Here is a 24975-nt window from a genome sequence, read left to right on the forward strand (position 1 = left end):
GCCGCGCAGTTCAATTTCCCGAATGGATATTTTTGCAGTGAGCATATACGCGTTCTAGCCTATGCGGCCTGTGAAAAGTCTTTGTGCCGATCTGACAGCTTGCTCCTTTACAGCCTGTCGGAAAATGTGGTATAATATCCGCATAACAACCGCTTTCGCATCAGCAGTCCGCCGCAGGCGGGTGGAAGCGCAAAGCGCGTCGATGAGGCTGCTTGTACATAGCCGGAACCGATGAAGCCGGTTTTGACGCCGTTTACGGCGTGCAGGGCACATAAGAACCTGCGGCTATGGTATCACGGGCAAAACAATATGCAGGGAAGGAATCAAACACCATGAAACGATATATCTCAATGATGCTGCTGGCGGCTACGCTTTTGAGCATGACGGCCTGCAGTCAGCCGCAGCAACCGGATGAAGAATCCGCTGTTTCCACTGTCAGCACACAAAGCACATCGGAGAGCTCGGAAAAATCCAAGCTGGACTTGGATGGAACCTATCATGGAGAAGGCTATCAGCTGACTGCGCCCCGGAACTGGAAGCTTCAGAACGATCAGGAGGTTGTTCTGCTGGTTTCGCCGGAGTATCCGGACAAATCGGACTGCATCACCGTCGTGGAGACGGCCAAAGACCCCTCCTTCGGCGAGATGACGCAGGATATCTTTAAGCTGGGACTGGAAGCCATGTTTGACGATGTAAAGATTCAGTCCTTTGAAAAGACAACCATCAGCGAATCGGACGCTTTTCGAATTGTCTACACCTCGTCAACGGATGCCGGCAGCCAGCTGGTGCATCAGCTGATTGTGGACGCGGACGATCATACGCTGAATTTTACCATGATCACCGAATCACAGGATGCATCCGATTGGATCGAAGCCTGCGAGAAATCCATTCAGATGCAGTAACACACCGATCAAAAAGCCCGGCAGATGCTTGCCGGGCTTTTTGCATCGTCGCTTGAGAGGTTTCGGCGCATTGCGGCAATGGCTGCCGTCAAAGTGAGAATGTATATGGATGATTTACGTAGATCATACCCCGGTTCATCGTTTGCAAAGCCGCCGGTGGGAGTGTCCGTGCCGGGAGTCTGTAAATCATAAAGAAGTGTTGTAAAGGCGCAGAATTTTAAAACACGAGCAAAATAAAAGGCCCGGCATCAAAGGATTCCTCCTTCTGCTGCCGGGCCTTTCTGCGGTCGTAAGCTTTTGGATTGGGGGATTTGCGTGTGACAGGATTGAGCGTCCCCCAATCTCTGCGCTTCATACTGTCAAATTCGCGTTTCTTCTTCTTTGAGAGTTTTTCGTATGGAATGAATTTTTCCAAAACAGTACCTTCTTTCTGCGTTGATCATCTTGAATGACAAAAAATATCTGCAAAGAGACAGCTTAACATCCCAAAAACCAGTCCGGACAGGCTATGCCTGCGGGACTGACAGGTTTTCCAGCTTGCCGAGCACCTTCCCGCGGCATAAAAGCGTATCGAGGTCTTCAATGATGATGTCATCATAATCGAGATTTAAAGAGATCAGCCGGCAGTCGTTTCCTTTGCGGTACAGCCGCTTGACGTAGCCTTCGCCGTTTAGGACAAAGATGCCGATTTCACCGTGTTCAATGACCGTTTGGGACTGCACCAGCAGGATATCCCCGTCAAAGAAAAACGGCTCCATACTGTTGCCGCTGACCCGTACGGCGAAATCCGCCTTCTGCGTCAAAGCGTTCGATGGAACATCCAGCATCTCTTTCGCGTCGTCATTCAGATAGATGCCGGTGCCGGCGGATGCGGGCAGCATATAAAAATCCAGCTGGATGCAGCTTGGCTGTATCAGCAGATACAAAGGATTGGCCAGCAGATCATCGGTATAGGCATGCACCTTTCGCTGGCCGGACAGATTCAGCTGACGGAATTTATGCAGATACTCCTGCTCGGAAACGGACAGCTGCGACCGGTTCAGCCTGCTGTGGCCATGGCAGAAATAATCGATATCGACATCCAGCGCATCGGAAAGCCTGATCAGGATATCAAAACCGACCTTCATATTGTCCCGTTTGATGATGCTGTACAGCGTCTGCGCGCTGATGCCTGTCGTTCTGGCAAGCTCATTGACATTGGTATGCTGTTTTTCAATCAGCAGCTGGAGAGTTGTCCCGATTCCCATATGATCACCTCGATATTACTATAACACATAAATTTATGTTTGTAAATAAAAAATTATGAATTTGAGTAAAAATAGGTTGACAGATTATTTTGAATCAGATATAATAAAAATACAAATTATGCAAATGCATAAAAATGATTCAGGGGATTGCTGAAATGCCATAAAAAATTTGGTGAAGCATATCGATCGATAAAAGACAATGAGCAGATCACAGTGAAAGGAAGCGCTTAATATGAAAGATGTCACCATCCAGCTACACAAGACCAATCCGGACAGACAGATGTCCCGCGTACATTTAAGAGGAAACGGGCAGCGAAATGATGTGCTGAATTTGCTGATGGAGGGGACATACACCTATCTGTCCAGTGAGTTCCCATCGGTGGACCCGTTGCTGGCAATCCGAATTTACTGCAGCGCATTGGAGCGGCTGGCGGTTTTAAATCGTGAAGCGGTGCCGTACAACGAAGCGGTATGAGAGAACATTTGTTTTTATGCGGATTTCGAACAAAATTACCATGGTATTTTGAAACGCTCCAGAGTGTTTCAAAATAGTGGAAGGAGAGCGTTTTAAGATGTTTCAAAACGACCCGTTAAAGGTCTTGACCGGCAAGGTGCGGTTGTCCTATGTACACCTGATCCGTCCATACTCCCCGGTTCCCGGTGCGGAACCCAAGTATTCCGTGACCCTGCTGATCCCCAAAGAGGATGAAGCGATGAAGTCCCAGATTGATCTGAGCATGGAGGCTGCTGTCCGGCATGGGATATTGCATGCCTGGAACGGCCAGCGGCCGGAAACCATCCGCCTCCCGTTATACGATGGGGATGGCGAACGCCCCTCGGGCGGACCGTTCCGAGAGGAGTGCCGCGGACATTGGGTGCTTACGGCGTCCTGTAAACAGAAGCCGGAGGTGCTTTCTCTTACGGGCAGTCCAATCGAGGATGAAGCAGAGATATACAGCGGGATGTACGCGCGTGTTACCTTTCGCTTTTTTGCGTACAGCAGCGGCATTCACAAAGGAATTGGCGCCGGGCTTGGCAATATCCTGAAGCTTTCGGATGGGGAACCGCTGAGCGCGCGCAGAAGCGCATCGATGGACTTCGCGGGAATCTTAAAGCAGGCTTCGGGACGCTGCGGATGAAATCGGCGTTCTGTCCATCATAGAGCTGAGGAAACGGAACAATACGCGGGAAAGCTGACAGCGGGCACATATGTAAAGCGAACAGGAAAGCCTGATCAAAGTTTACATATGGGAGGAATTATTTTGCCGCAGGACAGGGATCTCAGTCTGGAAGCCTACCAGATCAGCCGGTATGCCTACCGGGAACTCAAGTATTTTTGTAAGCAGTACGATGAAAAAAAGCGCCGTCTTAACGCTGTACAATTGTACAAGGAATCATCTGATTTTTTGTCAAGCCATAGACGGTTTCTTTTCGAGGAAAAGGAGTCTTTAAAGCATGATGTATCTTTGATCGAAGAAGCTGCTGCAGAGACGGCTGGGGAACTTGGCCCTTACATACTGCAGAACGTCACGCAGGGCATAGCCTTTGAATATATGCCGGTTCCATGCGGCAGAAGGCAGTTTTATACGCTGCGAAGACAATTCTTTCTCTGTCTCTATCAAAAAAGAAGGACGGAGAATCTCGGTTCGTGCTTTAAATGCTGATCTTTAAAGACGTTTTCATTTTTTTCTTTCACCATATTTTTGCAGGCTGTATGGAGTATAGCAGCTTTTTCAGCCTGCAGCCAGAAAGCGGAATGATCGGTCATTCCGCTTTCTGGCCGTATTCCAGTGCCATATGCGCATGATATTGCGTTGTATTTTCTTTTTTTGGATATAAGTTGTAATTTTAGCTTGCAATCTGTTCATATTTTTGTTATACTATAAATGTTCGATGTTCAAGATGACTTTTGGGAGGATGATACATTATGAAGAGATGGCTGTCCGCATTGCTATCGGTTGTTATAATCAGTACAGTATTGAGCGGATGCGCTTCTCGCGATGCATCCGATGATCCTTCGGTGGATGGTTCCCATACAAGTGCGGTGGAAGGGGATGCCACGATCACCAAAGAGGAATATGAGCGTCTTGAAAACGGGATGTCCTATCAGGAGGTCGTACAAATCATCGGCGGAGAGGGAACTGTGATTTCTCAAACTGGCAGCCAGGGAGAGGACTTTTATACAACCATGTATCAGTGGCCGGGTGAAGGCGATAAAATGTCGAGCGCAAACATTTTGTTTCAAGCGGACAAGTTGTTGTCAAAATCGGAGTATGGTCTGCAGTAAAGTCATCGAAAAAATGGATAATAAAAATGAAAAAATAACTTGACATTATAAGAAATATGTAGTATAATATCATTCGTTGTGAAAAATAAATATTTTTATGTGGAGAAGTCGCCTAGCTTGGTCGAGGGCGCACGACTGGAAATCGTGTAGGCACTACAAATGTCTCGAGGGTTCGAATCCCTCCTTCTCCGCCAGATTTTTCCAAAAGTGGACAGACCCTGTTGTATTGCGGGTTTGTCCACTTTTTTTGTTTTGGTTAACATAACAATAGAAATCATGAAATATCAGAAGATGCCTACACGATTTTTTATGGTTTTTCTTCGAATCGTGCGTACTAAAATACAGGAAATGTACATATTTTTAATTCCTCTAAATATGGATAGATCGTTTTATGACAGCAGCGACTTTGGTGTTCAAAATCATGTCAGGAATGTTGTTGCTGGTGGGAATGAACTATCTGTGGTAATCGATATCGTTCTTAATTTTAAGAAGTACGCCTTCAGAAATTGCGCTAAACAGACGGCAGATGCCATTGTTTAAAACGACAATTCCACCTCGGGCAAACAGTTGGGACAGGATTTGAGACGGCCAGTGCGGTCGATAATGGAGAGCGGCAAACGGAAATCGGCACAAGAACCCGGCAGGTATTGCTGAGGAAATATTCGAATTTCAGCGGAAACCGGAGCAGGGATCTTGAGCAGGACAGGCACTGTCCTGCTCAAGATCCGGTGCGCTCTATGGCGGGGCCGCAGCAATGTGATTTCAAAAAAAATGTCGATTTTAGCCGTCAATCTGTGGACATTCACCAGAAAAGTGATAGATTGAATCAAAAAAAGCTTGACTTTTTCCAAAATACGCTTATAATATAACTGTAATAAATTATATGATAATTTCTATAAAGTATAGAATATTTGCAATAAAACATAGCTGGATTGCAAAATGGAATATGTGAAAAATGCAATAAAATATATGACGATTGTAATATAAAATATGATGATAAATAAGCTTCGTTCGATCGCCCTGGCTATACCGGCAAGAACGACAATTTTTGTCACCAAGCTGGAAAAATACAATGTTAGGAGAATTTATTCATGAAAAAGTGTATAAGGATCTCATCCCTCATCCTTGCAATCTTTATGCCGGTTATTTTGCTGGCCGGGTGTAACTCGAACACGGATGAATCGGAGAGCGGTCTCTCATCTTTGTACAGTGATGGGATTGATGGAAACGGTTTTTTAAAAGGCATTAAAGCCCTCGATTATGTTGAGGATTTTGATTATCAGGAGATGACCATTCCTGCCGAGGCGCATCAAGTTACGGACGAGTACCTCCAATACCAAATCGATACCCTGATGGCCGGATACATATCGAGAATCCAAATTACGGACCGCGCGGTCGCTAACGGCGACACGGTGAACATCGATTATGAGGGCAAGATAGACGGGGAAGTGTTTGATGGCGGCTCTACCATGGAAGTGGGCGTGGATGTTGTCATTGGAGAAACAGACGATAAAGATGATATGCTGAGCTTTCTCGATGACTTTTTGGAACAGTTGATCGGAAAGATGCCCGGAGAAACAATTGATATTGAGGTAACCTTCCCAGATGACTACTATGATGAAGCGCTGCAGGGTAAGGAAGCTGTGTTTGAGACGACCATCAATTATATTGTCGAAAGGGAGGAACTGACCGACGACTTCGTTAAGGAGAACCTGTCCTCATCCAACGGCTGGACAACCGTTGAAGAAATGAGAGAGGGAATGCGGACAGATATTCAAAAAGATTTCGTGCAGGAATACATAGAGCAATTCCTCAGGACCAAGGTGCCCGTCAAATCCATCCCTGATTCGTTGATAAAGTACCAGGAAAAGATCCTGTTGAATGGTTACCAGGAATTAGCGGATTATAACGGGATGGAGCTGGAGGAATACCTGAAAGAAAATGAGGGCTTCTCCAGTGTGGAGGAATGTATTGAGGATGCACATGACGATCTGGCAGAAAGTGCGACGTATCTCCTCGTAATCCAGGCTGTGGCGGAGGATGCGGGCATTTCGGTCAGTGATGAAGATATGACGAAGTATTCTTCCGAACACCTGTGGTCAAGCGACATTTCTACACAAGTGGACTATTATGGTTTGCCTTACGTAAAGCAGTCGGTCCTTGGCCAGAAGGTTCTTGATTATATTGCTGAAAGTGCCGTATTGTCATAACGCCGGCAATCAATCCGCGGTAAAGAACCCTCGCGGCGTGGGTGCCGGGCACCTTTGATACACGTAATTTTCACGCGATGATGTGATCAAAAAACGGAAAGGGATGATGATCGACAATGAAAAAATATGTCTGCCGTTTGGCTTTGGTTTTGATGGCGGTTCTTTTATCCTGTTTGCTGAGTGCTTGTACGAATGATCCCTCAAAACTGGAGACATACGATTTTGGTGGAGATAAAGTTTCCAGTATTACGTCGGTGGTCGGCGAACGGACGGTTACAGATGTGGCGTCCGAAGGCAAGAATGAGTTTCCCAGCAAGCAATATACATATCAGAGCAGTTCGGTTTCCGACGACCTTCTCCAATATACACAGTTTCTGCAGGAGCAGGGGTGGACCGCGGCGGGGAATGGTTATAATCTGAAGGAATTGCCGGGCAGCGCCCAGTTTGTCAAGGAGTCCGTCGACGAAGGACAGATTTTGACGCTTTATATCGCTTATGAGAACAATCAGTACGCAATTAAGGTTACAAAATTAGAAGCGGTGATCGGTCAGTCATAGGTACGCGTTTCTTGGAAACGAATCCTGCTCTGTAACCACAGCAAAACCGGAAATTGACAGAACTGCTTCAGCTTCAGAGAAACAGTAAAAAATGAGAAGGAAAAGGAATGGTGTATTCATGAAAAAAAGAATCATACTCAGATACGCACTAACGCTTATGTTGCTGCTCGGCATTATTGCAGGGGGAGGTTTCACCGCGCTGGCGGCCGGCGAGGTGACGGTGCAGGTGAGCGATGTCAGCGTCAGCCCTGGACAGACGGTCACGACAGAGCTGGTCATGGACGGAACGTTTGCGGCCTTCCAGGGGCGTCTAGTGTATGACACCGGCGCACTGGTACTGGAGAAGATCGAAGCCACGAGTGCAATTTCGGGAAACATGACCATGTTCAATCAGGACAGTATCACCGGTGAATTCAAAGATGGAATCTTTGCCATGGCATCGTCCAGTGACAAGTCGGTCAGCGGCGCGGTATTGACGTTTACTTTTCGTGCTGGGGACAACGCGAGCGGAGACTATTCGTTCAGCGTGGAACAGTTCAAGGTCTATGACGAAGAAGGCGCTGAGCTTACCGTCAACGCCGTGGATACGATTGTAGATAAAGGAAGCCTGAGTTCAACAACCTCGAAGTCAACGGATTCAGGATCGTCAAATTCAGAATCGGCAGCCTCGGGATCATCGGGCTCAGAGTCAACAGATTCAGGTTCAGCAACCTCGGGATCGTCAACCTCGGAGTCAACGAACTCAGGGTCATCAAAATTAGAGTCAACAACCTCGGGGTCATCAAACTCAGAGTCAACGAACTCGGACCCCGGTCAGTCCGGCGGCAATGGACTGGTCATTCTGCTGATCGTTTCGGCCGTCGTGGTTGTTGGTGCTGTGGTGACCGTATTTGTTGTTCGTGCCAGGAAAAAAAATAATCAAACAGAAGACCATCAAGAAGACAATCAGACAGAAGACACAGAATAAGGACGCATGAACGACGAAAGTTAGGGGGTGGAAGCGCAGTCTGAACTGAAAGATCAAGATGAATAGGAAAATAAATCTTATTGAGTTGTTGTAAAGGAGAAAAAAGAAATGGTTTTCAGTAATAATCAGAAAAAACAGGAGGGCTTCGGAATGAAAAAGAAATCATTATCATATGTGCTGTCGTTGGTACTGCTTTTAGCACTCTTCACAGGGATAGCGATGCCCGCGTCGGCCGATGCGTCGGCAACCCTGTCGGTGTCCAACGTGCAGGCGCATCCGGGAGACACGGTCACCGTGGACGTCAGCCTTAACGCCGTCGCGGCAGGTGCGCAGGTCACAATCGAATATGACCCGGCGGTACTCACGCCGGTGAAAATCGAGAGGGGACCGCAATGCCCTGGTGGATGGACGGATATGCCCTCCGATGATGTTACAAAAGGCAGTTTTGTTGCCGCTTCAGCTCAAAATGTAACCGTGAACGGCGTCATCGTGCAGTACACCTATAAAGTGAATTCAGACGCGGCTCTGGGCAAATCTTCTCTGAATGTGGTCGAGGCCATTGTAGCAGATGGCGGTACCGACGTTAACGTGACTGTGTCGAGTCACGGCTCGGTCACAGTGCTTTCCAGTGAACCGGATGATTCCAGTAAGCCGGATGACTCGAGTAAACCGGATGATTCGAGCAAGCCAGACGACTCCAGTAAACCGGATGATTCGAGCAAACCAGACGACTCGAGCAAGCCGGACGACTCCAGTAAACCGGATGATTCGAGCAAACCGGACGACTCCAGTAAACCGAATGATTCGAGCAAGCCGAATCATTCCACCAATGGTTCAACCTCGAGCAATGAGTCAAAGAGCAATCCTGGAACTGGACATGCAGACGCATGGATGTCATGGATGGTTGTTGTCCTGTTTGGAGGCATCGTTGTATCCATCGCTGTTGCGAAGAAGCAGAAATCATAACGGTCGGCGGCCCAATGTACAGGTATATCCGATAGGCACGACCACAGCGGACGTGAACCTTAACGGTGTGACATCAAGTCCGCAAAACATACAATTATAGTAGAGAACCGTGAATTCCTCGACGCGGGCAGCGTCCGCGGCTATATGCCAGGAAAAGCCTACAAGGGCTTACGATGCAGGACATCCTCCGGGATATGGATGATGATAAGCCTGTTTGAATCCCAAAGCAACGCAGCCCGCGCCGAGTTTTCTGCCATACTGCATAGGTACACAGTGTCATAAAAGAAATGCATCAACGGGAAGTTTGCTACCTATGCGGAAGGTTTAAAAGTATGCTGAGGCTCTTTTCCGATAGATCTGATAGAAATAGAAGAGTCAGCCACAGCAGTGTGGTACTGGTTTGTCCCGAGCTTCAGTATCTTGAAGAGGGGTGATATCAAAAGAAGAATGAAGCGAAAAAAGTATTCTAAACCAGAAACATCATTAAAAGGAGGAAAAGAAAAGTGAAAAAGAAGAGAATAATTGCAATTCTTTGCGCGTCTTCTATGTTAGTAGGCGCTTACGCTATTCCGGCGTCCGCATCTCCCGCGGATACGTCCTACGAGAATTATGCCAATGTGCAGTTGGTTACGAATTCGAACGGTCTGGTCCTCGGTGCCAGCAAGGATACCGGCGTCAATTTCATTTATGACCCGGCTTCCGGCTACTATTTCAAGGACCTCAATAAAAACGGAAAAATCGACAAATACGAGGACTGGCGTTTGGACATCGAAACCCGTACAGATGACCTGCTGTCACAGATGCCGCTCGAGCAGAAATTTGCTCTGATGGCCCACAGCGGCACCAACGTCGAGAATGGCAACCGCATGTCGGTATCCAGACAGATCGGCAAGGGCGAACAGGCTGATGGTAAAAACGGTAACGCGTTGCAGAAGAGAGCCGAAGCCACTCAGTTTGGTATTCCTTACTCCTTCAGCTCCGACCCGGTTCACACCGGCGTCATCGACACGGGTTCCAATGACGACGGCGGCGGCGGCACCGGCTTCCCGCCTGTAACCAACATCTCCCGCTGGCCGAATACCCTCGGCCTGGCCAACTCCTTCAGCTCTGATCTCCACTATACTTTTGGCCAGACGATTGCCAAGGAATATAGAAACAGCCAGATCTTCCAGCAGCTTGGCCCGCTGCTTGACCTTGCTACACATCCGACCTGGAGCCGTATCGCCAGTGCGGTCACCGAAGACTACGACCTGCTTATCGACCTGGGCAACGCAGAGGTTGCCGGTATGCAGACCACCGAAGAATCCATCCCGGATTACGGTCTTCCGGAAGGCTGGGGTAAAGATTCTATCAGCGCAATGGCTAAACACCTTTTAGGCACCGCATCGGGCGAGTTCGGCTATGAAGGCCATACGCAGATCGGCGGCTGGCTGGCTTATCCGGGCGGCGGCTATGAGAAGATGATCGAAACCATGGCTGCAGCCGGCGGTATCGGCCGTTATCCGCAGCATTCCTCTAAGGTCGTCAACGCGGGCATGACCGCATACGGCATCGCAGTCGGCGACGACGGACTTGGCAGACACAACGAACTCCTCGGCGACAAACGCTTCTCTCTTGTCGGCGGCGGTTACAGCAAATGGCTGATGACCGACTTCCTCAGAGAAGGCAAAAACTGGGACGGCATGATCACCTCCGACTGGGGCATCTATGGCGGCAACGGTAACTCCAACCATGGTATGCAGAACAGATTCGGCGTGGATGACGCCCTGCGTTATTTCGTTTCTTACATGTCCGGTATGTCTCAGACCGGCGGTACCGGCAATGTTGCAACCTGCCAGCTGGCTTATGACCTCGGCGTAAACGGCGACCCGTCCCGCGGCATTCCTGCCTACGGCAAAGAGTATATGGACAATATGGTCGACGCAAGAGCTGGAAACGTGATCAAGACCATCATGAAGTGCGGCCTGTTTGAAAATCCTTATACCGATCCTGACAAGGCGGATGCGGAAAACGGCAGCGTCGAACTGAACAAGATCGCCCTTGACGCGCACCATCAGTCCATCGTTATGCTCAAAAACCATGACAACCTCCTGCCGATCCAGGACAAGAGCTTAAAGGCTTATGCAGTCGGCAGCTATCTGGGCGGCAGCTCTTCCGGCTATGGCGCCCAGGGTCACGACAACACAGGCATCACGGAGATGGCCGGTCGTTTCTACGACACAACGGAGAATCCGGACGAAGCCGATTTCGGTATCGTCATGCTCACTGGCCCGAATAACAGCAACGGAACCGAAGGCCAGGCTCAGACCGCTCAGTTCGCTCCGTATAAGAAGATGGTCGGACGTGAAGTTTCCCTCGGCGGTTACTGGCACCATGCAGACGGATCCCTTGTTCAGGCGACTGAAATCCCGAATCCGGCTCTCGGCGATTACAAAGATAACATGTCCAACATCCATTTCACCAACCCTGGCATCCAGTCCGTTCTGGATACCCTTCTCCAGGCCAAAGAAGATCTGGGCGACAAACCAATCGTTCTGATCCTCAACTACAGAAACGCGGTTGTTCCTGCAGAATTTGAGCCTCTGGTAGACGCGATTGTCGTTGGTGTAGAAGGCGCCCAGGAAGCATACATGGACGTCATCAGCGGTAAATATGAGCCTACCGGCATGCTGGCCATCACCTTCCCGCGCAGCATGGAACACATCGAAATGTCTGCTGAGGACGTGCCGGACACCACACCTTATGTCGATGCCGACAACAACGTCTATCAGTTTGGTTTCGGCCTGAACTACAGCGGCAGAATCGTGGACGAGCGCACCGAGAAGTACTTAGGCCTTGAAGCCATCAATGAAGTTGAAGTGCTTGGCGACGGTACGGTTAAAGTTCCGATCGAGCTGCTCAGCTACAAGTACGGCCCGGCCGGCGGAAAAGCCAACGTCTACTACGATAAGGATGCCCTGAATCTCGTAGGCTTCGAAGGCGCTAATGGCAACATAATCACAGGCAATGGCGATGAGTTCGTATTTTTAGGTAAATTAGGAGAAGCGATCACAGAGAATACGGTTATCGGCTATGCGATCTTCGAGACCGCGGATGCCGCTAACTTCGACGCTTCCAAGGTGAGCTTCGCTATGGACGGCGCGGCATATGATGCCGACGGCAATCCTACAATGGCTCGTTTCAACGACGCTAAAGTCGCTAGCCAGATCTCGTTCCTCCTTGGCGACGTAAACATGGATGGCGTTGTGGATGTCAGAGACGCTGTTCTGGCGCTTCAGTATCTGGCAGGCAATAGAGAGCTTTCTGCAACACAGATCGCGGCGGCTGACGCCAACCTTGATGGAAACGTCACTGTCTCCGATGTGGTCGTCATCATGCAGATGTGCGTAGCATAAACTGTTTCCTGTCTGAAAATTAGTTTTTTGGCGTCACCCGACGCCAAATCTGCCGCCCTCTGCTCCGCAGACGGGCGGCAGATTTTTATATAGAAACAATTCCATGGTTCGAGCAATGTACAGATTATAAAAAGATTTTTTCGAAGATAAAAAACGAGTCTTACCAATCTGAATGCGGAATCAATACTCAAAATGAAAAATGATATGAGCATAATTGTCTTCGAACTTGTAAAAAATCAACGATGCTTTATTTACTGAGTATACAGAGTCAGTATCAAATTGAAGATGACATCTGCAAGCTGTTTATATGTATAGCTTATATATCCAATCAAATATAACTTAATAGGATGTATGGCATTAATATCATTACATAGAGAAATTTGCGCTATAGGAATATAGAAAATTTAATTGCTTATAGATGGATGATATTAGAAATTGCAAGAAAGCTGTAGAAAATAAAAAGAAATGAGATTTTTCTCTTGTCAAAATAATCATGATGTGATATAATATAAGCCGTTGGGAAGAGATGTGTTAAGTAAGCATATTCAGTTCTCAAGTTTAAAAATGGGGGCGTAGCTCAGCTGGGAGAGCGTACGGTTCGCATCCGTAAGGTCGAGAGTTCGATCCTCTTCGTCTCCACCAAAAGTCAGTAACCATTTCGGTTGCTGGCTTTTTTGTTTTGTCCTGAAACGTACTTTTTCGACCTGATACCGGCCCAGCTCTGCCGCCGATTGTGTCACGCTCCCCAAATTATATGGAAGAATTGAGTACTTACTTAGTTAAGCGATTTTTTGGTTTATAGGCGAGAATTTGCTGAATATGGATATTAAATTCGATTTCTATCTGATTGTCCTTCCAAATATGTATCTTGTGGATCAGCTGCGATAGGATCATTTTCTTTTCGTCCAGACTGCAGCTTCCAAACATTTCTGACCAAGTTAGTACCTTGCCAAACAACCTTTCCAGTTTTTCAGTCTGCTGTGTTTTGTCTGCTGCGGCCTTTTGCCACTGAATCACTTCCTGTTCTGCTTTTTTCCTGCTTTTCTTGCAGTCTTCGAGCAGATCATTAAGCATATCCGAGCTGAGGATGCTTTCTCCCCGGATGATTTTTTGTACCTCTGCTTTGTAATCTGCGTACTCCTTTTCACATGCCTGGGAGGCCTTTTTAGCTCTGGAAAGCTGTGTCTCACATTCTTTTCTTCTTTCCATAATCTCGTTCTGCATCATTTCTTCCTGCGGCACTGTTTTTATTTCCTCGAATAATCGGCTGATGGCTTCTTCTATCGTCTGGTCCAGCGTTACCACCCCGTAGGCGCTTTGTCCATCACACAGCTGGGGATGTCTTACTTTGTTATGGCATTGGTACCGCAGGCGTATTGTTTTGCTGCAGGTGCCGTCAGCCTTTACATAGCTGCTCCCGCTTGTGGATAAAACCAGCTTGGAGCCGCAGTGCCCGCAGTATAGTTTGCCTGCCAGCAGGGCACGTCCTTTGCAGTTCAGAGGAACATCTGAATGCTTTTGTGTTCGGCCTTTTCGTATTTGCTCTGCTCTCTCAAAGGTTTCCACATCGATGATTTGAAGGTTTGGAAAAATGTCCGACTGTGATTCTCCGCTGCGTAAAATACCTAAGTACATGATGTTCTTCAGCATATGCTGAACGGTTGTATTCACGAAGTTCATCCCTTTCCGATTCAGTATGCCTTGTTCCAGCAAATATTTACAGAGCCGCTGTGCTCCATAACCCTCATATACATATTTCCTAAAGATGAGTTTCACAACAGCGGCTTCTTTTTCATCGATCTCTATATCATACACTTCCTGATTCTTCCTGTTATACCTTCCGTTTTTACATAGACGGTACCCGTAAGGACACTTGCCTCCGCGAAAGCGCCCTTCCTGGACGATTTGGCTCAGACGAGTTTTGGTGCGGATCGATGTCTTGATGCTTTCTCCGCTTGCCTGCCAATATCGAATGTAGTTCACAAGTTTGTCTGCGTGGTTCTCAAACTTCTGTTCACCTTCTACGGTACTCCAGACCTGAATTCCATTTCTTACGAACCACTCCACTACGAACGGTGTTTCATCGTCCTTTCTGCCTAAGCGGTCAAACATATAGACCAGGAGAACATCAAAGTTTCCTTGTGCTGCTTCTTCTTGAATCTCTATGATCGCATCTCTTTTTTGAGCGGAGACTTTGAAGCCGGACACGCCTTTTTCAGAGATTTCTTTCACAATCGTCCAGCCTAAATGTGCTCTTTCAGCTACGAATTCCCGGCAGCATTGTTTCTGCATGGGAATGTCATCTTTCTCTAACTGCTTATTGGTCGATACACGGTACAGACAGCATACTCTAATAATATCATTCATAATCAATACTCCTTTTTGTTATTAAGAAATACCGTTTATACCTGTACATATTTAGTTTTCAAGGTTCGGTTTTCGGCAACAACAGTATCTCACAAAACTGCTGGAATAGCTAGTCCTCTGTAAAATTTATCACTCTGCTAAAGATTTTGAAAAGGCAGCTTTTAAAATATTATAAATATTGTCCATCACCGCTGGATTGCTCTGGTGTGAAAAAACCAATGTTACTTTATATCCGTTGATTTCATATTGAAGTTTCTCTGTATCGTTGTTTTTTGTATCCATCTGCAGTTTCTCCTTTAATACATCCAAGACAGATCATATTTTCTGTGGTTTGGCAGTGGACTTTATGACATCCTGTAAAAAATCCATTATTCCGTTTTGAACCGCTGTGTCTTCGCTGGGACGGGAAAGACTGCACACAAGAACCGCATTTGCACAGCTTGTGAAACTTGCCCACATCATTTTATCAAGTCCATTCGTGCGATGCGTCTGCCGCTGCTCATGTCCTGGGAATTGCCTGCGATTTTAAATTGTCTCTGCTCAGTTGCTGATCTTAGCTGTTTAGTTGTGAAAAAGGGTAGATTGTTGTTCTGCATTGAGATCTGAAAATAAGCTGCTTGGCGATATTTTATTAAAAATGACACAATGTTTTCTGGTGTAGTTTCAATAACAATTAATTCATTTTCGGCTATTCAACCTGCAGAACTTTTTAAATATCTTTAATTCATTCTGTACTCCTTTCTGCTCTGTTTCATCTCGATTCTTTTGGGGCTCTCAAAGGGTTTATTCTTATTTAGCGTGTATTTCATACCCTTTTTGATCAAAATAGCGCGGCTTGCCCTCATAGGATCAGATATTCTGGCTAGATGCAGAAACTGCTTGTGAAGTTCCCTCCTGCTGACTGCACGGTGCGGTTATATCCAAGCTGCAAGAGAATTTTGATACTGCACTTTTACCTCCTTTTTAATAATCTTTCAGAAAAAGTTTTGATACCAATTATGAAAAATTAATACAGTACGGGCGAGGGCACCGCCGCACCGCACGGATTCGCCATCAGCGGCAATCAAATTTACTATGCTGTATTTGCAGCCCGCCCCCCAGCACTAGGGAACCTTGCAGGCAGGCTTGTGGTTTGCAAGCCGTTCACTGGTCCGCTTAGACCAACCCATCTGACGTGTGAGCGAACGATACGTGTATCATAATAGCCCCATCCAAGGTCATGGCGAAAAGATGTACCGCATCTCTTTCTGGTCAAAAGGAAGTCGCTCCGACTCCAACAAGACAGGCTGTTATCTCTATAAAAGAAATGACAGCTTTGCACGTTAAGGTCATCATGGCGCTTTTACCATGTCGCTCGCCCGGATGGGAAAGTACCCGCAAGGCTGGTATTCAATTTTCAAGCTGCAGGTGAACAGCCATATTTTTCCCGTTCAATATATAGCCGATGAAAATGCAAAAAAACTGACATGATTTTGTGCAGTTTACAAATTGTTTATAAATCGCTTTTCAAACAGGAAAGCTTTTTGTCTACAGCTCTGTATGTAGTGCTCAAGATATCTGTGTTCTCGATTAAAACAGCCCAATTGTATGTATGAAGACATTCAAGAATGTCTTGACCCACACCTAGTTCTCTAAGTAAGTCTTCTTCCGTCAAATTGGCTATTCTCTTTCTGTTTTTGTCTTGTGTATGCCATTTTGCATACCTCCTGTCAATCTATTTTAAATAAAATCAGATTGCCGAAAACGGTGATCGGCACTTTAATTCAATCTTGAAGGTATAAAACTTGAAACAAAAAATTCAAACCAATCTTATGAAACGAAAGAGACGAATTTAACTGCTTCTTAATTTGCCCTTGATTATTTCCTCCTTTAACTGTACAATTTTTTAACACATAGTTTGTTCTCCCATTTTAGAATGGTGGTATGGTAACTTCATTCTATTAACGACTGCAGACCATGTCTTTTTTATTTGCGCAATTTATTTTACCTTAACGTCATTCATAGCTCCACACTAAATTTCTGCGCTTTTAGATCAATTGGCATTTTCCTCTTTTCCTTAAAAGAGAAACAAGGCACAGCTAAATTACTGTGCCTTGTTTCTCTTATTTAATTATCTCAGTTCATCCATAGACTTCCGCTTTTTCTTGTTCTGCCTATCCAATGTCTTTTCCCAAGTTTTCTCAGTTTCATATTTTAAAAATTCTGCAAGTGAATCAATATTTTCATCAGTATCATACTTCTCCAAACACTGGTAATACAAGACTTTATCCTCGTCATAGACAATCAGGGGAGGGTGGTTGTGAATCATGAGATAGTAATTTAAAAGGGTTCGTCCCACGCGTCCGTTTCCATCCGCAAAAGGATGGATGTTTTCAAACACGGCGTGGAAATATGCCGCAGCCCGAATGATATCCTGTTTTTTGTAACTGTTAATTTCCTCCAGCAACTCCTCGACTTCTTCCGCTACATCTTCTGCCGGGGAACCCACCTCGCTGCGCCCGGTGACATAGTCATGTTTCTTGTATTCGCCGGGACGTTCTCCGTTTTCAAGGAAACGGCGCTCGTCATAAGTGCCGCTGGTGAGAATGCGGTGGATTTCACGAACTAGTTCCGAAGTTAGGGGTTCCTTGGCAACGATTTTGTCCTTCAGATATTCATAACACAGCTTCTGGTTCTGCTGTTCAAAAATCGCACGTGGCGCACCGGAATAATTGAGTACCTTTCCATTTTCAAAGATTTCACGGGTATCATGGTAGGATACCTCATCGTTTTCAATTTTTCCAGAATGGTAAGCGAAGAGAATGCGGAAATTATCGAGCCTTTGTTCCAAGCTGCTCACCGTGTCGATGGGTGAAGTTCGCCAGAACTCCACTGTTTTGGAGTAATCTGCCATTTAGCCTGCCTCCTATATCAGCATATTTGAAACCGGGGACAGCCGGGTTCCTCTGCATCCTAGTATACCACAAAAATTGCGGCCGCAGGAGAGAATTTTGCAAATGCATCAAAAATTTGTGTAAGTGGATGCCGGCTTTTTCTTGATGGCTGCCATCACATTTACCGTACCACGATTGCCCGCCTGCCGGTATATCTGAGTGTCAGAATTAATATGAATTACTTTGTCGGTTTAATCGTATCCGAAGTCCTTTTGTCCATTTATATACATTAAAATGCATTTCCATAAATTTTCAAGCTGACCATTTCTTAAAATTTTCAGCCTGCTCAAGAACCTTATCAAAGATCTCTTCGTCCCATTCTGGTGGATATCCATTTTTATAAAGCAGAACAGTCAAATCCATATTAAGTTGGTTTTTAATATCATCGCGGGTAGACCAATCGGCAAACTGTGCCTTATCATCCACAAGCTCCTTAATTTTTTTGGCAAGAACAAGGCATTTATCATCGGCATAGGGGAAACCGTGGGCATCGCGTACGTTCACAAGAATGTCATAAAACGCTTTCTCCTCATAGGTGATTCCAAGCTTTTCAAAGGATGTTTTATCTTTTTGTAAATCAGTAAAAATTTTTATTAGTTCATCGGACAGACCATTGACGAAGTCTTCGACAACTTCGCTGGTGAACACTAGCTTATCACGGCTGTTATAGCTGTCGATGACCTTTCGTAGCCGTGCATCAAATTCAAGTGCCTTAATTTTATTTGTCTTGCCATAGCCGGATATAGCTTTGCGGAGCAGTTTCAGTAGTGCATTAAATTTGGTAATAGGCATTTTTATTGTGTCGAGCTGCTTCATAAAGTCGTCGCCAAAGAGGTCCACTGATTTGTCAGTGTTCACGATGCTTTCTATACCAGTGCAGGTGATAGCCTGCGCAACCATCTCCTCAACAACACGGTTCATTATCTCTGCATCGGGAGCATTGCCTTTCGTTTGCTTATAGATGATAGAACGAATGGCAAGATAAAATTGTGCTTTTGCAGTTTCTGTATCGGTCAACTCACCGGACGGAAAACAAATATCATATGCAGCTTTCATCTTACGCGATAACCCCATGAAACGTGTTTCGGTTTCCTTGCTAGACTGCACATATTCAGCCGCCATATTAAGGCAAAGTAAGCGTTCAAGCGGCTCGCCGCTGTAAAATTTCACAGCATTAAAATTAATCATTAGTTCATCAATTAGGGATAAATGGTTGCGGAAGATGGAAAGCGAGATATCAAGTTCGTCAACTGGGCTTTCCTGCGGACTGCCATATTTCTTTAAGGCTTCAAGCATATTTTGCTTAATGCCGATATAATCTACTACCAGACCTTTGTCTTTGCCATCAAAAACCCGGTTAACACGGGAAATCGTCTGTATCAGCGTATGCTTCTGCAAAGGTTTATCAATGTACATAACTGCTAGTGATGGTACATCAAAGCCTGTAATCCACATATCAACGACGATGGCAACTTTAAAATTAGAACGAATATTTTTAAACTGCTTGTCGAGTTTTTTTCGATATTCCTTAGTCCCACAGAGATCGTGTAGTGCCTTTTCATCGTCGGCACCCTGCGTGGCGACGAGGTTGATTTTGGGTAACGAGATGAGTTTGTCAAGCTGCTCATTAGTAAGCGTGTCTTCGTTCTCCGCCTTGTGCGGAATTCCCCAATCGGAGCGGATAGTGAGTATCTCTTGAAGTAGTCGATAAGCAAGCTGTCTGTCCGCGCAAACAATCATTGCTTTCTGGACAATTTCCGGCTTTTGGGCACAGAGCGCTTCATAGTGTTCTACTACATCCACTGCCAGGCGCTTGAGTCGGTCTGGATGTCCGAGAATACGACGCATTTCACTCATGGCGCGTTTGCTTTCTTCTACCTGTTCCGGGTTTGCGCCTTCTTCGGTACATTTATCGTAGTATTTCTGTATTTCCCTTGCCTGCTCGTCGGAGAGAATTACGCGAGCCAAACGTGGTTCATAGGCGATGCGGACAGTAATACCATCATCGCTGGATTCCTTCATCGTATAACTGTCGACAACATCGCCAAAAACAGCTATCGTTTCATCAATCGGCGTTCCCGTAAAACCGCAGTAGGTGGCGTTGGGGAAACTGTCACGCAGATATTTTGCAAAACCATATGAGGTGAAAACACCTTTTTCTGTTTTCTTCAACTTTGCGCCAGTGCTGGTTTGTGTTCTGTGCGCTTCGTCCGAAATGCAGATGATATTACTTCGATTAGAGAGCAAACCCGTTTTTTCGCAGAACTTTTGAATAGTGGTAATGTACACACCGCCGCTTGGCTTATTGGCAAGCGTAATACCAAGGTCTTGACGAGTTTCAATACTACGCACATCAGCTTCGTGCAAATAGCGTTTTGCTGTGACAAAAAGCTCTGCTGTCTGCGTGTCTAAATCCTCACGGTCGGTAATTATGATAATAGTGGGATTGTTAAATGCTTCGCTGTCACGCAGAACAAGTAAGCGCGACAGGAAAAGCATTGTATAAGTCTTACCACATCCAGTAGCGCCAAAGTATGTACCACCCTTACCGTCACCAGTAGGCCGCAAATGCTGTTTGATGTTGGCGAGCATTTTTTCAGCAGCAAAAAACTGTGGATACCGAGTTACAATCGCTTCGCTCTTTTTACTGTCGTCCGGGTAAAATACGAAATCGCGCAGAAGCGCAATAACACGGTCTGTCGCAAAAGCGCCTTCAATCATTGTAAGCAAGGAACTGATACCGTTGGATACCTTATCGGTATCATTCGCTTTATTCCATGCGTAGTAGTATTCGTATGGGGTAAAAATGCTCCCCATCTTGGTGTTAGCGCCATCGCTGACAACTGAGAGAAAACAATATTTCATCAGCTTCGGGATGTCACGACAGTACCGAACGGTAATCTGCTTCCATGCATCGTGAATAGTCTTGTCCTCTTCAATGGCCGTCTTGAATTCACAGATCGCAACGGGAATACCATTGATAAATAGTAGGACATCGGGGCGGCGCAGCCGCTCGCCCTGCACGGAATACTGATTGATCACCTTGAAAGTATTGTTTTGAGGCGTCTGATAATCGATGTAAGAAATGTGCAGTGCCAATTTACCCGGCTCATCACGCGTCAGATCAAAACCTTCATTCATAAGCCAAAAAGTCTCACGGTTGCCATTATAAAGCGGCGTTGCAGGAATGAGCTTCAGCCGATTGACGATTTTTTGTATTTCATTTTCAGTCAAATCTTCAGCGGCATACCGCGAAGTAATAAAAGAACGCAAATCGTCTTCCAAAATAATTTCATCAAACTGACGGTGAATGCTGTCGCCGTGGACATAGGTATAACCCTGCGCCTCGAAAAGCGCGATGATGGCACTCTCAAGCTCCGCCTCTGTAAACTTTTCCTTTTCAAAAATATAGTCCACGCGATTTCCTCCTCTCAGGCATTGGCTGCTTCTTCAATGGAACCCTTGATCAAAATGGGGCATATATCTTTTATCTGAGCTTTCAATTGTTCATTAATTTCACGACGCAACTGATAAACAGTATATATGTTAACAAGATACTGTTGGATTTTAATGTCGGGAATTGGGATTTTCACATCGCAGATTTCTGACCAGTCGAATGTTTCGCGAGCGCTGCCCCATGAATTAAAGCGTGCATAACGGTCAAACTCTGCACGGCTAAAAAAGATATTTAAATAACCTGGAAGTAGTTTCCCATTATTTTTTAGACCAAACACAACGTATGATGATGAGCATAAATAGGGGTCGTCGCCACCATTATGTGCGAGCGATATTTTTTCTCCGTTTCTTGATGTTACTGGCACATATGCAAATTTATCTGGTAGAACAATATAATAGTTTTTGAGCGAAACGCCTGCCATATTGGCCTTTGTTGATATAAAACGCTTTTCGATAGAAATACCGCGCACAGCGTCTATACCATACTTCAATTCTGTATTCTTCTCGCTGGATAGTTCAAGATATTGACCTATTGCCTCATGCGGTAGATCGCACATTAGCCTTTCTATATATACATCGCACGTCAACCTTAGATCCTCTAGCCCACTTTCGTATGCGCGTTGGTTAGCTAGCATGGCATTATACACATTCACATACTTTTGCTGTACTGGCAATGGTGGAATTTCTATTGGCACATCACACATCTCTTCCCAGTTGAAAAATTCCGTTGCACTGCCCCAGGAGTCCCAACGGGCGTAGCGATCAAACTCGGGACGTCGAAAGAAAATATTTAGATAATCAGGCAAAAGTATTGATTCGTCTGAAACGTGAAAAACAATATAGTCCTCTGTAACGATAAATGTTTTACCAATATTATTATAGCCAAGTCCAATTTTCTCCCCCATACGTGTGGTGCGCCGATTGAAAACAAATTCGCGCTCTTGAACAATTTGAAATCGAACAAAGGAACGGTTGGAAATATTTGCCTTAGTGGGTTGAATTTCTTTTGTGTTTGACACACCGCGCACATCATCAATACCATATTTTAAATCGCTGTTACGGCAATCAATACGTTCAATAAATTCTCCCAGCTTATGCTTAGTCAATGCCATAGCCAATCCCCCTGAATGCGTCTTCCAGCATAGATTGTGAGAGTTTTTCAGATTCCATCAACAGGCGCATTTCGTCTTGTATGCGAGCCATTTCCTTGGCATAGTCAATATCCAAATCATGGTCGATAAACTCAATGTATTTGCTGGGGGCGAGGGAGTAGCCCTTCGCTTTAATTTCCTCAATTGTTGCCGATTTGCAAAGTTCTGGAACATCATGGTAAGTGCCATCGACACTCTGCCAGTCGTTGTATAGTTTCTTTACGGCGGCAATCTGGTCGTCGGTAAACATGACATACTTCTTTTCGTAAATCGTTTCGTTCCAACGGCGCAGGTCGATAAATAGTACCTCGTCGCGGCGGTCGCGGAGCTGGCGGCCATTGAGCGTTCTTGCTCCCTTGTTGTTATTCATAATCCAGAGGGTAACAGAAATATCTGTCGAATAAAACATTTCACGCGGCAGAACGATGATAGCTTCTATTTTGCGATTTTCTATGAGTTTTTGACGGATCTCTCCTTCAATGCCGGTTGCATTCAAAGCTCCGTTGGCAAGGAGAAAACCGGCGATGCCGTTCATCACATCAAGCTTGGAGAGCATATGAAGAATCCAAGCATAGTTGGCGTTTGACACCGGTGGAGTTGCATATCCTTCCCACCGTGGGTCTCCGGTTAAAGTATCCTGCGTAACGCCCTGCGAATTCAACTTTAGATTGAACGGAGGATTCGCCATAATGAAATCGACCTTCGTATCTTTGTGCTGGTCTTCAGTAAAGGACGAGCCATTTTTTTCACCGAGGTTGTGAGCAATGCCGCGAATGGCAAGGTTCATTTTCGCAAGACGCCATGTGGTCGGATCAGATTCCTGTCCTATGACCGAAACCTTCATTCTATTTCCGTGATGGCGTTCCACAAATTTAATGCTTTGTACGAACATACCACCAGAACCGCAGCAGGGATCGTATACCACGCCTGAATACGGCTCAATCAACTCTGTAATCAATTCAACGATACTTGCTGGGGTGTAGAATTCTCCCTTCTCCGTTCCTGTTCCAGAGTCGATAGCGAATACCTGTAGAAAATATTCATATACGCGACCGATGAGGTCTTTTTCTTGGAATCTGTTCTCATCAATTTTATTTATCTCATCAATCAGCCCCTTCATTTGCTCTTTACGAACGCCTAAAGTGGCATAAAAATTCTGTGGAAGAGCACCTTTTAATGGAGGATTTTTATCTTCAAGGTCAGCCATTGCTTTATCAATGATGACTGCGATGTCGTCTGCACTGGCGTGTTGAACAATATATGACCACCTTGCTGTTTCATTTATATAAAAGACGTTGGCACTGCGGTAGAAGGAGGACTTCTCAAGAAACGCTGGAATATCACCAAATTCTGCTTTGATTTCCTCACGCCGTTTTTGAAATTTGTCGCCTGCAAATTTCAAAAAAACCAGGCCCATAACTGTATCACGATTTTTCTCGTTACCACCAACTGTACCGCGCAGGGCATTACGACAGTTCCACATTATTTGTTCAAGAGATACCTCTTTTGCTTTTGCTCTTTTTGCCATGCTGTTCTCCCTTTTCGCAGGATATATCCTGAGATTATAAATATATATAATTATACCATGAAAAATCATTTGTGGCGAGTCTTTTAAACAAAATAGTTGGCGGTTCGAGATAAAAATCGCTGGCTAAGTCAATTTCCATCGACTGATTCGCTTAGAAACTCACAGCAAATTTCAATGGAATCCTGTACTTTGACAGGTAACAATCCGCTTGAGCAGCTTTAAAATTTTAGACCTGTTGATATCGCGTTCTTGTGCTAAGTTTGCAATGCTTTTCAATTGTGTAACAGAGATACCAGTATGCTCTGATATCGACTATCGCTGCAAAATTGCTTCGAAAATTTTCTTATTAAGTAGTAAAATCTTCTGAGCATATGCTGCCTTCAAATACCAGCTGTCATCTGTACTGTTAATATCACGAATTTCTGAAATCCATAAAGACGATTTATATTCCTGCAACTTCTGTAGCTTCATTTAATATTAGCCAGTTTCTCTTGTAAACAAATGTATAATTTCTTTATCTGTTATCCTCTCTATTTCTTTAGACAATGCCTTTACTTTTTCAATGTGTTGCCTGATTTCATTGGGTCACCAAATACGATATGTCTAGGTGTATTTACCCTATCGTATTCTTTCCACATAGAAACCTCCTTAATGTATACATAATCTTTAGCGATTTGTTCTAGAGATGCGAACGATTAGACTTGCAAAATAGCTACACCCCCATTCGAATTCTAATTTATCTAACAAATTTTTGATTTCTGATTTGAGGGTACACTACGATTCGACCGTAGAGGTGCTACGCCCCAAATGAAATTTCATTATCATATAATTGATATTTCAGATTAGAACATCTATAATAAAAACATCAGCCACTCATCCTGTCAAAATGCGGCGGCTGATGTAGAATATACATGTATAAACGGTGGAATAATTGGTTTTCTTGTCGCTGGTTTAAGCCGAAAACCGAATCATTTGTGAGAGCGTACGGTTCGCATCCGTAAGGTCGAGA

The 24975-nt window shown here is 45.3% G+C and carries 17 protein-coding genes and 2 tRNA genes; 11 read left to right on the forward strand and 8 right to left on the reverse strand.

The genetic code is table 11. From position 1 onward, the window contains the following. Positions 1-332 precede the first annotated feature (332 nt). On the forward strand, positions 333-902 hold the full coding sequence (locus BN348_RS05240; RefSeq protein WP_040196718.1) for a hypothetical protein: 570 nt from the start codon (positions 333-335) through the stop codon (positions 900-902). 217 nt (positions 903-1119) lie between these two features. Here BN348_RS05240 and BN348_RS05245 read toward each other — a convergent pair whose 3' ends face one another. Both BN348_RS05245 and BN348_RS13025 read right to left on the reverse strand, forming a co-directional pair. Continuing rightward, positions 1120-1317, reverse strand: coding sequence for a hypothetical protein (locus BN348_RS05245; RefSeq protein WP_040196720.1), 198 nt, complete (start codon positions 1315-1317; stop codon positions 1120-1122). A 91-nt stretch (positions 1318-1408) separates the two neighbouring features. Next, entirely contained in the window at positions 1409-2149 is a 741-nt protein-coding gene (locus BN348_RS13025; RefSeq protein WP_052446732.1) for a helix-turn-helix domain-containing protein, read from the reverse strand. Positions 2150-2381: 232 nt separating this feature from the next. Here BN348_RS13025 and BN348_RS05255 point away from each other — a divergent pair, with 232 nt between their 5' ends. The 10 genes from BN348_RS05255 to BN348_RS05310 all read left to right on the forward strand — a co-directional run bounded on the left by BN348_RS05255 (position 2382) and on the right by BN348_RS05310 (position 13173). Further along, a complete protein-coding gene (locus tag BN348_RS05255) occupies positions 2382-2624 on the forward strand; it encodes a hypothetical protein (protein WP_040196721.1) in 243 nt (80 codons plus the stop codon). A 97-nt stretch (positions 2625-2721) separates the two neighbouring features. Continuing rightward, positions 2722-3288 carry a DUF2815 family protein gene (locus BN348_RS05260; RefSeq protein ID WP_052446733.1) on the forward strand — a complete coding sequence of 189 codons (567 nt, stop codon included), beginning with the start codon at positions 2722-2724 and terminating at the stop codon, positions 3286-3288. A gap of 788 nt (positions 3289-4076) precedes the next feature. Then, positions 4077-4436: a DUF3862 domain-containing protein gene (locus BN348_RS05270; protein ID WP_052446735.1), complete on the forward strand. Its 360-nt coding sequence runs from the start codon at positions 4077-4079 to the stop codon at positions 4434-4436. Between the two features lie 101 nt (positions 4437-4537). After that, positions 4538-4630: transfer RNA gene (locus BN348_RS05275), tRNA-Ser, on the forward strand. Positions 4631-5527: 897 nt separating this feature from the next. Continuing rightward, positions 5528-6646: an FKBP-type peptidyl-prolyl cis-trans isomerase gene (locus BN348_RS13030; protein ID WP_052446736.1), complete on the forward strand. Its 1119-nt coding sequence runs from the start codon at positions 5528-5530 to the stop codon at positions 6644-6646. 116 nt (positions 6647-6762) lie between these two features. After that, entirely contained in the window at positions 6763-7203 is a 441-nt protein-coding gene (locus BN348_RS05290; RefSeq protein WP_040196723.1) for a hypothetical protein, read from the forward strand. Between the two features lie 118 nt (positions 7204-7321). Next, a complete protein-coding gene (locus BN348_RS05295; protein WP_040196724.1) occupies positions 7322-8170 on the forward strand; it encodes a cohesin domain-containing protein in 849 nt (282 codons plus the stop codon). Between the two features lie 108 nt (positions 8171-8278). Next, positions 8279-9136 carry a cohesin domain-containing protein gene (locus tag BN348_RS13035; RefSeq protein ID WP_052446737.1) on the forward strand — a complete coding sequence of 286 codons (858 nt, stop codon included), beginning with the start codon at positions 8279-8281 and terminating at the stop codon, positions 9134-9136. 545 nt (positions 9137-9681) lie between these two features. Then, on the forward strand, positions 9682-12531 hold the full coding sequence (locus tag BN348_RS05305) for a glycoside hydrolase family 3 C-terminal domain-containing protein (protein WP_040196725.1): 2850 nt from the start codon (positions 9682-9684) through the stop codon (positions 12529-12531). Positions 12532-13097: 566 nt separating this feature from the next. Continuing rightward, a tRNA-Ala gene (locus tag BN348_RS05310) sits at positions 13098-13173 on the forward strand. A 129-nt stretch (positions 13174-13302) separates the two neighbouring features. Here the strand turns inward: BN348_RS05310 and BN348_RS05315 are convergent. The 6 genes from BN348_RS05315 to BN348_RS05335 form a co-directional block, all read right to left on the reverse strand. Next, positions 13303-14898 (reverse strand): recombinase family protein, encoded by a 1596-nt coding sequence (locus BN348_RS05315; RefSeq protein WP_040196727.1) that lies wholly within the window; start codon positions 14896-14898, stop codon positions 13303-13305. A gap of 129 nt (positions 14899-15027) precedes the next feature. Next, positions 15028-15180 (reverse strand): hypothetical protein, encoded by a 153-nt coding sequence (locus tag BN348_RS13835; RefSeq protein WP_156136418.1) that lies wholly within the window; start codon positions 15178-15180, stop codon positions 15028-15030. 1828 nt (positions 15181-17008) lie between these two features. After that, the gene (locus BN348_RS05320) at positions 17009-17791 is read right to left on the reverse strand and encodes a Fic family protein (protein WP_040196731.1); all 783 of its coding nucleotides are present in this window, start codon (positions 17789-17791) and stop codon (positions 17009-17011) included. 292 nt (positions 17792-18083) lie between these two features. Beyond that, positions 18084-21248 carry a type I restriction endonuclease subunit R gene (locus BN348_RS05325; RefSeq protein WP_040196732.1) on the reverse strand — a complete coding sequence of 1055 codons (3165 nt, stop codon included), beginning with the start codon at positions 21246-21248 and terminating at the stop codon, positions 18084-18086. Between the two features lie 14 nt (positions 21249-21262). Beyond that, the gene (locus tag BN348_RS05330; protein ID WP_040196735.1) at positions 21263-22399 is read right to left on the reverse strand and encodes a restriction endonuclease subunit S; all 1137 of its coding nucleotides are present in this window, start codon (positions 22397-22399) and stop codon (positions 21263-21265) included. Further along, positions 22386-23966, reverse strand: a complete 1581-nt coding sequence (locus BN348_RS05335; RefSeq protein ID WP_040196738.1) for a type I restriction-modification system subunit M — start codon at positions 23964-23966, stop codon at positions 22386-22388. The genes BN348_RS05330 and BN348_RS05335 overlap by 14 nt, the downstream gene beginning before the upstream one ends. Between the last annotated feature and the right edge of the window lie 1009 nt (positions 23967-24975).

The organism is Candidatus Soleaferrea massiliensis AP7, assembly GCF_000820765.1.
GTDB lineage: Bacteria > Bacillota > Clostridia > Oscillospirales > Ruminococcaceae > Soleaferrea > Soleaferrea massiliensis.

Excerpts from the sequence above, each read along its gene's own strand:
- BN348_RS05240 (WP_040196718.1), top strand. The coding sequence starts at position 333 with ATGAAACGATATATCTCAATGATGCTGCTGGCGGCTACGCTTTTGAGC.
- BN348_RS13025 (WP_052446732.1), bottom strand. The coding sequence starts at position 2,149 with ATGGGAATCGGGACAACTCTCCAGCTGCTGATTGAAAAACAGCATACC.
- BN348_RS05255 (WP_040196721.1), top strand. The coding sequence starts at position 2,382 with ATGAAAGATGTCACCATCCAGCTACACAAGACCAATCCGGACAGACAG.
- BN348_RS05260 (WP_052446733.1), top strand. The coding sequence starts at position 2,722 with ATGTTTCAAAACGACCCGTTAAAGGTCTTGACCGGCAAGGTGCGGTTG.
- BN348_RS05270 (WP_052446735.1), top strand. The coding sequence starts at position 4,077 with ATGAAGAGATGGCTGTCCGCATTGCTATCGGTTGTTATAATCAGTACA.
- BN348_RS13030 (WP_052446736.1), top strand. The coding sequence starts at position 5,528 with ATGAAAAAGTGTATAAGGATCTCATCCCTCATCCTTGCAATCTTTATG.
- BN348_RS05290 (WP_040196723.1), top strand. The coding sequence starts at position 6,763 with ATGAAAAAATATGTCTGCCGTTTGGCTTTGGTTTTGATGGCGGTTCTT.
- BN348_RS05295 (WP_040196724.1), top strand. The coding sequence starts at position 7,322 with ATGAAAAAAAGAATCATACTCAGATACGCACTAACGCTTATGTTGCTG.
- BN348_RS13035 (WP_052446737.1), top strand. The coding sequence starts at position 8,279 with ATGGTTTTCAGTAATAATCAGAAAAAACAGGAGGGCTTCGGAATGAAA.
- BN348_RS05305 (WP_040196725.1), top strand. The coding sequence starts at position 9,682 with ATGTTAGTAGGCGCTTACGCTATTCCGGCGTCCGCATCTCCCGCGGAT.
- BN348_RS05315 (WP_040196727.1), bottom strand. The coding sequence starts at position 14,898 with ATGAATGATATTATTAGAGTATGCTGTCTGTACCGTGTATCGACCAAT.
- BN348_RS13835 (WP_156136418.1), bottom strand. The coding sequence starts at position 15,180 with ATGGATACAAAAAACAACGATACAGAGAAACTTCAATATGAAATCAAC.
- BN348_RS05320 (WP_040196731.1), bottom strand. The coding sequence starts at position 17,791 with ATGGCAGATTACTCCAAAACAGTGGAGTTCTGGCGAACTTCACCCATC.
- BN348_RS05330 (WP_040196735.1), bottom strand. The coding sequence starts at position 22,399 with ATGGCATTGACTAAGCATAAGCTGGGAGAATTTATTGAACGTATTGAT.
- BN348_RS05335 (WP_040196738.1), bottom strand. The coding sequence starts at position 23,966 with ATGGCAAAAAGAGCAAAAGCAAAAGAGGTATCTCTTGAACAAATAATG.